At 37.4% G+C, this 12195-nt stretch carries 11 protein-coding genes; 4 read left to right on the forward strand and 7 right to left on the reverse strand.

What is annotated here, in order from left to right:
- Positions 1-46: 46 nt before the first annotated feature.
- The 3 genes from I6L50_RS06445 to cydA all read right to left on the reverse strand — a co-directional run bounded on the left by I6L50_RS06445 (position 47) and on the right by cydA (position 3998).
- Positions 47-1405, reverse strand: a complete 1359-nt coding sequence (locus I6L50_RS06445) for an arsenic transporter (RefSeq protein WP_113936238.1) — start codon at positions 1403-1405, stop codon at positions 47-49.
- Between the two features lie 219 nt (positions 1406-1624).
- On the reverse strand, positions 1625-2650 hold the full coding sequence (locus tag I6L50_RS06450) for a cytochrome d ubiquinol oxidase subunit II (RefSeq protein WP_002089640.1): 1026 nt from the start codon (positions 2648-2650) through the stop codon (positions 1625-1627).
- Positions 2643-3998, reverse strand: coding sequence for a cytochrome ubiquinol oxidase subunit I (cydA, locus tag I6L50_RS06455; protein ID WP_002034780.1), 1356 nt, complete (start codon positions 3996-3998; stop codon positions 2643-2645). Before cydA ends, I6L50_RS06450 begins: the two co-directional genes overlap by 8 nt.
- A 252-nt stretch (positions 3999-4250) precedes the next feature.
- Here cydA and I6L50_RS06460 point away from each other — a divergent pair, with 252 nt between their 5' ends.
- Together I6L50_RS06460 and I6L50_RS06465 are read left to right on the forward strand one after the other, a co-directional pair.
- On the forward strand, positions 4251-4400 hold the full coding sequence (locus I6L50_RS06460; protein ID WP_002016173.1) for a hypothetical protein: 150 nt from the start codon (positions 4251-4253) through the stop codon (positions 4398-4400).
- 89 nt (positions 4401-4489) lie between these two features.
- Positions 4490-5575 (forward strand): transcriptional regulator, encoded by a 1086-nt coding sequence (locus I6L50_RS06465; protein WP_219300909.1) that lies wholly within the window; start codon positions 4490-4492, stop codon positions 5573-5575.
- Positions 5576-5642: 67 nt separating this feature from the next.
- On the opposite strand, the gene I6L50_RS06470 is transcribed toward I6L50_RS06465, so the two are convergent.
- Entirely contained in the window at positions 5643-6527 is an 885-nt protein-coding gene (locus I6L50_RS06470; protein WP_002129960.1) for a LysR family transcriptional regulator, read from the reverse strand.
- 135 nt (positions 6528-6662) lie between these two features.
- Here I6L50_RS06470 and I6L50_RS06475 point away from each other — a divergent pair, with 135 nt between their 5' ends.
- Positions 6663-8663 carry a YhgE/Pip domain-containing protein gene (locus I6L50_RS06475; RefSeq protein WP_219300910.1) on the forward strand — a complete coding sequence of 667 codons (2001 nt, stop codon included), beginning with the start codon at positions 6663-6665 and terminating at the stop codon, positions 8661-8663.
- A gap of 40 nt (positions 8664-8703) precedes the next feature.
- On the opposite strand, the gene I6L50_RS06480 is transcribed toward I6L50_RS06475, so the two are convergent.
- The 3 genes from I6L50_RS06480 to I6L50_RS06490 all read right to left on the reverse strand — a co-directional run bounded on the left by I6L50_RS06480 (position 8704) and on the right by I6L50_RS06490 (position 11665).
- Entirely contained in the window at positions 8704-9084 is a 381-nt protein-coding gene (locus I6L50_RS06480; protein ID WP_219300911.1) for a VOC family protein, read from the reverse strand.
- Between the two features lie 42 nt (positions 9085-9126).
- Positions 9127-10284, reverse strand: coding sequence for an acyltransferase (locus I6L50_RS06485; RefSeq protein ID WP_219300912.1), 1158 nt, complete (start codon positions 10282-10284; stop codon positions 9127-9129).
- Between the two features lie 163 nt (positions 10285-10447).
- On the reverse strand, positions 10448-11665 hold the full coding sequence (locus I6L50_RS06490; protein ID WP_002139104.1) for a dicarboxylate/amino acid:cation symporter: 1218 nt from the start codon (positions 11663-11665) through the stop codon (positions 10448-10450).
- Positions 11666-11889: 224 nt separating this feature from the next.
- On the opposite strand from I6L50_RS06490, the gene I6L50_RS06495 reads away from it, so the two are divergent.
- The gene (locus tag I6L50_RS06495) at positions 11890-12192 is read left to right on the forward strand and encodes a PTS sugar transporter subunit IIB (protein ID WP_002139105.1); all 303 of its coding nucleotides are present in this window, start codon (positions 11890-11892) and stop codon (positions 12190-12192) included.
- The last annotated feature ends 3 nt before the right edge of the window (positions 12193-12195 follow it).

Consider the following 12195-nt stretch of genomic DNA (forward strand, 5'->3'; position numbering starts at 1 on the left):
AAGAAGCCCCCTTTGCTAAGACGGTAGCAAAGGGGGCTTCTGTCGTCTATAAGGCGAAGAATAATTGTACCCAGTAGTATAAGAGGAATAATGTGACGACTGTTGTGAGTGGGATTACGATGAGAGATACGCTTAAATAATCTTTCCATTTCACTTTAATTTTGTTTTGTCTTAAGATATACATCCAAATGAGGGAAGCTAGTGTACCGATTGGTAATAATAGTGAACCGATGTCACTACCGATGATATTTGCGAGGTAGATCGTTTTTAATGTGACTGGATCTAGTCCCATTTCTGTTAATGTGATTGTACCAATCATAAGTGCAGGGTGGTTATTGAAGACGTTAGAGAGGAGGGAAACGAGTCCGCCCATTGCAAAGCTGGCATAGAGTAGATGCTGACTTACAACTGGTTCGAGCCAATGGACAAGCGCCGCTGTTAATCCTGCGTTATGAAGCCCGTAAATAATTACGTACATAGAGAAGGCGAAAATTAAAATGTGCCACGGTGTCTTTTTCAAAATATCGACTGGGTTTGTTCGTAAGTAGTACCATCTCCAGATGAGAAGAACGAGTGAACCGAGTACGGCAACAATTTCGATTGGAATCGATAAGAAGGATGCAACGAATAGAAGACAGCGCATAAGGAAGACGAAGCCTAATACTTTTAACATGAATTTCGTACGTTTTTGTTTCGTATTAACAGAATTTTGTCCTTTTAACGGATGGAAGTTTTTCGTGAAGAAAATTTCTTCAATATCATATGAAGAAACAGGTAATCTTTCTGGAAGTTTTTTCTTTAAAACTGTATACATAAGCCATGACATAAACAGTAGTCCTAGTGTTGCAGGTACAAACATCATAGCAGTATGCATATAAAGAGTCATATGGACGATATTTAATGCAATTAAGTTTACAATATTACTTACACCGATTGGTGCACTAGATGCAGTGGCGATTAAAGCACCGCTTAATAAATAAGGGATTTGTTGATGAGGTTTTAATTGAAGATTTTTCAGAAGAAGGATTAAAATTGGAGTTGTAATTAAAATACTACCGTCATTATTAAATAAAAGAGTCATAAGAAAACATAGTAATTGAATGTACCAGTATAGGCGGTGTCCGGAACCTTTCGCTAAATTTGCGAGTTTTGCTGCGGACCAGTGGAAGAAGCCGAAGCTTTCTAATATAACTGCCATAACGATGGTCGCTAATATCGTTATGGAGGCGCCTCCAATTTTACTTATAATGTCTATGACGTCTGGTTTTGATACAAGTCCAGTAATGAGGATAATGCCGGCGCCGACTGCTGCCGGCCACGCCTCATTTATACCACGAGGGCGCCAAAAGATAACAATCATCGTTAAGAAGAATACAATAATAGTAATCCATATTTCAATGCTCATATTTAACCTACCTTTCTATTTTCCCTTGAACAAATGTAGCTTGTCTCAAGTTTATATAGCATTATATTCAAAAGAAAATAAGAAGAACTAGGCATCTACCTGAATCTAGTGAATATGTGTATTTTGAGCAATAAGGCAAGTATAAGTAGTAGTGTAATAACTATTAGGAGAGGAGTCTAATAAATGAGGGGCATTCAATGTGTGAATACCCCTCATTTACTATTTTTCCTTTAAAAATGTTCGATCTTTTAAGAATAAATTCCAGAAGAAAATAAATCCTGGTAGTAAAATTGCAATCCCGATTGCGTAAAGAATAAGAAGTGCATAGAATGTTTCGACCGTCGTAAAGCTTGTAAATACAGTTACGTCCGGGTAAATGATATAAGGTAAATGGGCGACGCCGTAAGCGTAGCTTGCAAATGCATATTGAGCGACGACAGCTAAAACTGCAATGCGAGGAAAGCCTAGTGTGCCATATTTCTTATTTGTCCACCAAAGGGAAGAGTATCCGATAACAAATAAAATGATAGAGACTGTAAACCATGGGAATTGCTTTATGAGTCCTTGCATAAGCCAGTGTGTTTCAGGGTCCATTACAACGAGAGCGATAATAGCAGTCACGAGCGTTGCAGGACCAAGTATGATGGCATTTCTTCTATAAATTCGGTACGTATCTTCAGAACCTTGTTCCCTAGCAAAATCAGCAAGAAAGAGAGATGATAGAAATAGTTCCGAAGTTAGTCCGAAGAGCATATAACAATAAATAACGGGACTAGAAAGAAGTTTTCCATAAAGGAGCACTTCTTTTCCTTCAGACATCGTAATATAGGCACCTTCTGTAACTGGCAGAACGGTAATTAATAGAGCTGGGATTAAGAGCCCAGTAATACCTGAAATAATCCGAAGAAGGTGTTGGTATTTTGGCAGGGAGTAAGCAAATACCATAAAAGTACTACGAATCGCAACGAGTACTAAAATTAACATAACTGGTACAAACATAACGGTTGCAAGGGTAAAGGCCGCTTTTGGGAAGAAACCGAGAAAAGCAACGACGACAAAGACAAGAAACGTATTTGTTACTTCCCAAGTTGGTGATAAGTACCGATTAGCAAGCTTGGCAGCAAGTGTCGGGTGTTTAGCGTATACCATGCCCCAAAAACCAGCTCCAAAATCAATAGAACCTAGTATGCTATATACGAAAATAAGAGCCCATAAGATGATGATTGCAATGCTTTCCTCATGCACGAGAATCGCCTCCTTCGTGATGTAAATCATTCTTTAATGGATGTTTCTTAAAGAATGTCCGTAGTACAAAGACTGTTAAAATACCGAGTCCGATATATAAAATGATGAATAAAACAAATAAAGGACCGACGAAATCAGCGCGCGTAGAAGCATCTACCGTGCGTTGCATGCCATAAATTGTCCATGGCTGACGACCACTACAACTAAAAATCCATCCGAATTCAATACCGAGCAACATAACGGGTCCACAGGCGGCAGCTCCCCAAAGAAGCCACTTCGGTAACTCTACTCCTTTTTTTCGGTAAACAAAGTACCAATATAAGAGGGCAATAGCTGCAACTGCAAAGGTAAAGGCAGCGGTGCCAACCATTAAGTTGAACAGTGTATGTGTGTAAAATGGTGGCCATGTTTCTTGTGGGAATTCCTTTAGACCTTTTACAACGGTGTTAGGGTCTAGTCCCACTAATAAGCTAAGCATGTTCGGAATTTCAAGGGCATAGTTTAGTTCAAGTGTGTTAGGGTCCACAACCCCGCCAATCGATAAAGGCGCGTGTGATGTCGTTTCAAACAAAGCTTCAGCAGATGCTAGTTTTTCAGGTGAATGTTTATGTAAGGCAATAGCAGATTCGTGTCCTGAAAGCCACATCGTAGCACCTGTGATAAATGTAACGACAAGCCCGAGCAATAATCCTTTTTTATGGTAAGCAATTTCACGAGCACTTAAATTTTTCTTTAATAATTTAAATCCAGCGATAGAAGCGATAACAGCTGCTCCAGTTGTATAGGCCGTAATAACGACGTGGAATGCACTTGTGCCAAAGCTCGGATTAAAGAAAGCTTTCCACGGATCAACGTTAAAAACTGAGCCATCTGGATTCATTGAAAAGCCCGCAGGTGTATTCATCCATGTGTTTGCCGATGTAATAAGCACGGCAGATGCAGTGGCGCCAATCATAACGAAAAATAGCGAGATTAATCTCATAACTGGAGGCAGTTTATCAGCCGCATATACGTAAATAGACATGAATAAAGCCTCTAAAAAGAAGGCGAAAATCTCAATTTGAAACGGAACGGAAATAACTTGCCCAACAATTTTGGCGAAACCAGGCCAAAGAAGTGAAATTTGTACACCAACAATTGTTCCAGTTGGAATTGCTACACCGAGAAGGATAGCAAAAGCCTTTGTCCATCTTTTTGCCATAATGGCATAGTCGGAATCTTTCTTCCAGTGATAGAGTATTTCACTTATAAAAATCATTAAAGAAAGCCCGACTCCAAGCGTTGCAAAGATAATGTGGAATGCTAATGAAGAACCAAAAAATGCCCTTGCTAATGTTACGGTATCCATATGTATACTCCTCTTCTTTTTGCCATTATTTTCTGATTTAATTGGAAAATTTATTCAAAAAACTACCAAAAATATATATGTATTTAAAAAATGAGTACGATAATTTGATGTTTAAATATTCTAAAGAAAAAGAAATTGATATTTGGTAATATTTTATTTGTTTTTTAGGGCTGAATCTTTTATAATCCTTTATGCGAACGTAAGTTCTATTTCCGGGATGAAGAAGTTTATGTGAAATGGAGAGGGTGTTTTATGTATCCTGAAGTCATTAAAAAGATGGCATTTTCAAGAGAGCATAGAGATTTATTATTAAAGTTGTATAATAAAGAAATTACGCGTCGTGAATATGATCGACTTGTGGAATCGCTATATAGACCTTCTAAAGAGGCTTGCGAAGGATAAGGTGAGAGAGACAATCTAAAGGATTGTCTTTTTTATATTTGCGTATGTTCTGGTAAAATTAAGGTTAGCCTTAAAAGGAGGTGAAAAGCTTGCGAAAACGTTTATATATAGGGATTGGGGTTATTCTCTTAATCGCTTTAGGTGGAGTTGTATTTTGGTCAGCCTTACAAGGAAATCGTACCGAGCATTTTATTTTACGACATATGGTGAATGAAAATGGAACACTTGCAACGTATCGCTTAGAGGATACAAAGGCAGGTAAGGGTGAAGCGAAGGGCCGTGAAGCTTTATCAGAATCTGCAGGGTTATGGCTACAATATACACTTGATAAAGATGATCAAGCTTTATTTGATGAACAAGTGAAGGTTATTCAAAATAACTTTGTACACAAGGATCGCATCGTTATATGGAAAATCTCTGAAAAGGGAGAAATGCAGTCAGCTACTAATGCACTTATCGATGATCTTCGTATTATAGAACAATTATATCGTGCTTATGAAATGTACAAGGAAGATCGCTATAAAAACCTTGCAGATCAATTGAGTGATTCTGTACTTCGTTATAATAAAAAAGGTGATTATTACGTTGATTATTACGATGCAGATACAGGGAAACAAAATAACTTTGCAACAACATCTTACATAAATCCGCATGCATTCTCTTATATGAAAAAGTATGGAAAAATTTCTGCACAGCAGTATCAGGAAGTTGTTCAGTTTTTAGCGGATTATCCAAGGCAGGGCTGGGCATTCCCGAAAGAGTATAAAGATGATGGGACATTTACGTACGATAAAGAAGTGAATCTTATTGATCAATCATACGTTGCTTATCATCGTAGTTTAGGCGGTCTTTCATCAGATGCTTATTTGGAATTTATAAAGAAGAAATTTCGCGAAGACGGAAAGTTATATGGTCGTTATAACTTAGAAACGGGAAAACAAGCTGTGAACTATGAATCACCAGCATCTTACGGATTAACAATTTTGTACGTACTACAAACAGGTGATACAAAGTTTGCGAAGGAATTGTATGAGCGGATGAATACATTCCGAAATGATAATGTATTTAGTAGATATTATGGTGGATATGTAACAGGTGAGAATAATAATACACATATTTTCGATAACGTATTGCCGCTTTTAGCGGAAATGGAATTGGATAAGAGTAAAAAATAGAAGGTGCCACCCTATGGGGATGGTACCTTTTATTTGTGTCGTTATTTGTTTGTAAAGCGATATAATTTTACGCCCTAATATTGGAGAAGTAATCAATCACGAATTCACGAAATTGCTGGGCGGTGTTTGATAAATAGCGCTTCTTCGACCAACTTAAGCCGATAGTTCGTTCGCAATTAGGTTCAATAATACGTAACTTATTTGATGCTAAAGTAGAGTTTTTTAATAAAGTTAAACTTGGGACAAAGGCGATGCCAAGACCTTGCTTAATGAGATCGCTAATCACGGTTGGTTCATCTACTTCAAAAGCGATATGTGGAGTGAAACCAGCTTTTTTACAAAATTCATCTGTTAAGTGCCGAAATCCGTAACCAGTGTTCATACTAATAAATGATTCGTCTTTTACTTCATGCAAATAGATACTTTCGCGGTTTGATAACCGATGTCCTGAAGGAACAGCTAAGAAAATTTCTTCTGTGATAAGTGGTTCCCAAACCATTTCCTCGCCTTCAATTGGTACAGAGGAGATACAAAAATCAATTTCCATATTATCTAGTTGCCGCTTCATAGAAGGAGTAGATGCGAGAAATTGTTGGAATCGAACGTTAGGGTGTTCTAGTAAAAAAGAACCGAGTAGCTCGGGTAATATTCTTGGAATAGAAACTGCAAGTGTAATAGAGCCTTGTTGTAATTCAGCTAAATCTTTAATTTCACGTTCCCCTTCACTTAATTCATGAAAAATGCGTTCTACTCGTTTTAAAAATACTTTGCCGAAAGAGTTTAATGTAATCTGTCGACCTTGGCGATCAAATAAGGGGACGCCTAAGTCCTTTTCTAGTCTAGCGATTGTTTTACTGAGTGAAGGCTGCGCGATATGCAATTCTTCAGCTGCTTTTGTCATATGTTCTAGTCGTGCGACTGTCTGAAAGTATTTTAATTGAAGAAGTTCCACTTCGAATCTCCTTTCTATAGACCAAAAGGAATGAATTGATAATTAAAGATGTATTATACAGTATGGAAAGTGACGTGTATAGTAAATCTGTTAAACCATTCGAAGGGTGTTAAATTAGGAGAAGGAGTATGTTTCATGAAGGGAATTCAACTTATATTTAAAGATTGGAAGGCGATGTGGAACCATAAACATGGACGTATCGCTTTAATTTTTTTATTAATCGTTCCTTTAATTTATTCAGGATTCTTCTTAGCTGGATATTGGGATCCGTACGGAAAATTAGATAAATTACCTGTTGCAGTTGTTAATTTAGATAAGGGTGCTGTGATGGATGAAAAAACAATCCAGGCTGGAGACGATTTTGTTAAAAATTTAAAAGAGAATAAGGAATTGGCGTTTCATTTCGTATCAGAAAAAGATGCTGATGAAGGGCTAAAAGAAGATAAGTATTATATGGTGGTTACGATTCCGGAGGAGTTCTCTAAAAAGGTAAGTACACTAATGGATGAGAAACCAGAGCCGGCGAGGCTGCAGTACAAAGTAAATCCAGGGAAAAACTTTGTAGCAGCTCAAATTGGAACGACAGCTGTTGAAAATATGAAAACAAAAATCTCAAATAGTATTACGAAATCTTATACAGAAGGTGTCTTTTCAAAGTTTCAAGATTTGGCACAAGGGTTGAGTGATGCAAGAAATGGCGCTGAGAAGTTACATGAAGGAACGATAGATGCAAGAAATGGGGCAAATGAGCTTGCAGATGGTATTCATCGTTTAAGTGACGGGACATCAAAAGTGAAAGAGGGAAGTGAAAAACTTGCTTCTAGCCAATCTGCCTTAAGTGGCGGTGCAAATGAGCTTAGTCAAGGAGCGACATCACTTCATAGTGGTATGGAGTTACTAGCGCAAGGTGAAAAAACTTTACAATCAGGAGTTAGTGAATTAAGTGCTGGTACAAATGAATGGGTGAACGGAAGTGAGAAACTTGCTGAAGGGCAAGTGAAAGCGGACAATGCAGCAAATAGTGTAAAACAACAATTAGAAGAGTACGTGAAAAGTCATCCAGAAGTGCAGCAAGATCCTGCTTTTCAAAAGATCATTGCTACTTCTAACGGATTAGCTAAAGCAACAAACACTTTAAATAATAGCCAACAACAATTGACACAAGGTGCGCGGAAGCTTACTGATGGTCAGCATAAGATTGAGGAAGGCATGAATACATTCGGAGTTAAGTTAAACGAAGCTACCGCTGGAACGAAAAAGATAGCAGATGGTACTTCGAATTTAGCTGATGGATTTACGAAGTGGGGAAATGGATTTACATCATTACAAGAAGGTGTAAATCACCTTGCGAGTGGCGGAACAGAGCTGAATCATGGTGCTGATAAGTTAACGGACGGACTTGTTAAACTTGACGATGGTGCGAAAGAACTTTCTACGAAATTGGGAGAGGGCGCAGAGAAGATAGCGGATGTTCGCAATGATGATGCACGCAATACGATGTTCTCAGAGCCGGTTCAATTAGTGAAGTCGACAGTTTCTGATGTGCCTAACTACGGTTCAGGTATTGCACCATACTTTTTATCACTGGCATTTTATGTTGGCGGAATTATGGCATCGAATATTTTACCTCTTGGCCGTAGACAAAATATGAAGGTAAGCGGAACAGTACATTTTATTAATAAACTAGGATTAGTATATTTAATTGGACTCATTCAAGCACTACTTGTAGATGTGGTAGTGTTAGGGGTTATGAGATTAGAAGTTGCAAGTGTATCACTCTTTGTTTTATCAAGTATTGTTATTTCCTTTACGTTCATGACATTTATTCTTATGTTAGTAACGGTATTTGGTCTTGTTGGGAAGTTCGCGGCGGTAACACTTCTCGTCCTGCAATTAGCGACGAGCGGGGGTACTTTCCCAGGAGAGTTAAATATAGCTGTGCTTAGCAAAATTGGACAGTTTCTCCCAATGTCTCATTCTCTTAGAGGATTACAAGATGTTATCTCTTTAGGAGATTGGTCGCAATTACGAATGCAGATTTTAATTTTATTATGCTATCTCGTTGTTGCTGGCGGAATTGCTTGGATCACGAGCCATATACAGCATAGGGAAACGAATGCAGAACAAGTTTCTTAAAATGAAAGAAGCTATCCGTTTTTTTAGGATAGCTTCTTTTTTATTTACGTTCCATTACCGCAAAGTAATTATTTTCATTATCAGCAAAGTTGAATGCTCTACCTGTAGGTAAATCTACAACTTGTCCAACTGTAACGTTTTTCTCAGAAAGATCTTTATACAGTTGATCTAAGTTATTAGAGAAGAACATAAGTGAAGGTGTATTTAAGTTTAATTCAGGTTGCATCTTCGCAATTAACGCTTTATCGTGAAGGACGATGCTTGTTCCAGCTTCTTTTGCCGGCGCAATTTCAATCCAGCGAAATCCTTGACCGTTATTTTCTTCCGCAACGATTTGGAATCCTACTGTTTCTGTCCAAAATTGTACTGATTCATCTTGGTTATTTACATATAACATAATTTGTCCAATTTGATTAATCATAGGTGTGTCCTACTTTCTTTTCTTGTATGGAATACTATTATATCAAATATATGGTTTAAATACTTTTTCATGATTTTTCCGAATGGCAATCTTCGCCCATTTCATATTTGTCGTAGGGGAAGGCCCTGTAATCCACGTATGAAATGGTAGTATGCTGCCAATGACCATTGCTGAAATAGAGATTGTGGTCGTTAATATAAATAGTAATAGGCTATATAATATTGTGTTTTCTTGCAGTGCGAATAAGGAAAGAAATTTTGTACATAGTTGCAAGAAGAAAAAATGAGCTAAATAAGCGCCATACGTGTAATTCCCGATAAAACGTAAAGCTTTATATAAGAAACCACGTCGCTGTACAATTGTAATAGATAACACGTACAGTATCATAATTTCACAAACAATATATAAAAACATGGACGGTTTTAAATAAGTAGAAACCGTTAAATGAATAGAATTGGCGCCGTAAAAACTAAATAACTCATAATTGATGAATAAAAATAAGATGAAAAATAGTGTTGTGATAAGCGGAATATGTTTCATGACAAATATACGCCAAGTTTTTAATGATACAGCAGCTATTCCTCCCATGACGAAATAGAATGAGTAGAAGAAGAAGGAACGATCTGTATAATGTAAAATGGTTGAACTAGTCAGTTTCTCTCCATTAAAAATGTAGTGAGAAGAATACCACATTAAGAAGAAATATAGACAAGCGAAAATGGTCATATATTTATATATGTCTTTTTTATTTTCTGTTCGTTTTTGAAACCAATAAAATAGTGTGCATAGTAACGGGAACAATAAGTGAATTTGGAACATCATAATAACGTACCAAAGATGAGGTGCAGCTGTTCCGAGTAATAAACTTTTTATTCCGCCTTGTAGTGTAATGACATCGTTTGTTGTTAATAGATAAAGAATAGACCAAAAGAAATAAGGGATGAGTAAATGTGTGGATTTTTCATAAATATACTCTGTATAAACGAGTTTCTTCGTATATTGCCGAATTAAATGGAAGCCGACGATAAATATGAATGCAGGTGCTGAAAATTTTGCAAGATTAAATAGCATGCCCATAATGAGGGATTGCTCGAGTAAGACATTTCCTTGATTCATTGTATATAATAAGGAACTTTGCAAAACGACAGCAAGAAATGCAATGCTTTGCAAAACTTTGAATTCTGGTGCGCTTTGTGTCACTATATCCATCTCCTTTTCCATACATGATTATAGTACGGAGAATGGATAATAGGTGTGGAATATTTGTGAAGATTATAACAAATTTGTGGCAGAATGGATTGTTCCAATATATCTATCACAACAAAAAAGAGGATGCTTGTTAGGAGCATCCTCTTTCTATTTATTAAGCAAATTTGTTTTTGATCCAGTTCTTACCTTCTACAAGGCGAGCTGTCATTACGGCACAAGCGTTATCTCCTGTTACGTTTAACACTGTTGCAGGAGGATCGATGATTGTACTAATTGCTGCGATAATTGGCAATGCTTCTGGTGGGAATCCGTATAGGGAAACGATTAACATTTCACCAATCATACCCCCGCCCGGAATAGCACCCATTACTGTTCCTACTAATAGAGAAACAACAAGTGCAATTGCTAATGTTTTCGGTCCTTCGAATTCCATGTTGAAAATACCGAATAAGAAAGCAATTTTTAATACCCCGCCTAAAACAGATCCGTCTTTATGAAGTGTAGATCCAAGAAGGACAACTGTTTCACGAACGTCAGAAGAAATACCCATTTTCTTCGTTGCTTCTAAGTTCGATGGAATACTTGCGGCACTACTACAAGTTGCAAGTGATGTAACTGTAGGAGAGACCATGTTCTTCCAAAATACTTGTACACCTTGTTTGCGACCTGCAAGGTACGCATAGAATGTAAAGAATACAAAGAAGTAAATAAGAGAAGCTGGATAGTATACCATTGCTGCTCGGAAGTAAGTTCCAAGAAGTTGTGGTCCGAATTCACCAACTAATGCTGCGAAGTAGGCAGCTAGTCCGATTGGAGCGTAGTACATAATGAAAGATACAACTTTCATTGAAATTTCTGCACCAGCTTGTAGGAATGTAGCGAATGGTTTCCCTTTTTCACCAACTGCTGAAGTTGCAACCCCCATTAAGATAGAGAAGAAAATAAGAGCTAACATGTTCTCGCGAGATAGTAACTTTGAAAAGTCCGATACTGTTATGATACCAACAATTTGATCAGCAACGCTAACTGCTTTTTCAGCTTTATCAGGCTGCGTTAGTTCTAATACAACACCTTGTGCTGGCGGGAATACTTTCACGATAATAATCATAAAAATAGCAGCTAAAATACTTGTAAATAAGAAAGTTCCAGCCATACTAGACATAATTTTACCGAAACGTTTTAATCCATCCATATTAGCAATAGATGACGCGATGCTAAAGAATACTAAAGGTACAACAATCGTAAACATTAAGTTTAAGAAAATGTCACCAAGCGGCTTTAAAGCAACTGCATCGGCACCCATGAAATAACCAATGAAACCACCAATTAGGATAGAAGATAATAAAATAAGCGGAAAGCGATATGCCTTCATAAATATACCCTCCTATCGATTATAAAAAATCATACTGAATCATTATAGCGAGTTAGAGACTTCTTTACTAGGAAAATACGGATAGATGGAATAGCGTGAAAACCGAGAAATTTTTGTTTTTAAGCTCGGCATACAGTTAGAAATCTAGACATATATATTTGTAACCTAGTGGTGGCAAGTGCTACACCATAACTTAGGTTTGGAAAAAGGGGGAGGGGAGCGAGATGAATATTTTACTTTGCTGTGCAGCGGGAATGTCTTCCAGTTTGATTGTTACAAAAATGGAGAAAGCAGCAGAGGCAAGAGGGATAGAGGTAAAGATTTGGGCTGTATCAGGTTCAGAAGTGCGAAATCATATTGATACTGCAGATGTACTTTTACTTGGACCGCAAGTACGTTATTTATTACCGAAAATGAAAGAATTATGTAAGGAGAAGGGAATACCTGTTGATGTCATTCAATCCGTCCATTACGGACTTTGTAATGGAGAGGCTATCTTACAAGCAGCTTTGTCCATGAAACCATGAGGA

Origin of the sequence: Bacillus sp. FDAARGOS_1420 (assembly GCF_019344915.1) — a bacterium.
Classification (GTDB): domain Bacteria; phylum Bacillota; class Bacilli; order Bacillales; family Bacillaceae_G; genus Bacillus_A; species Bacillus_A mycoides.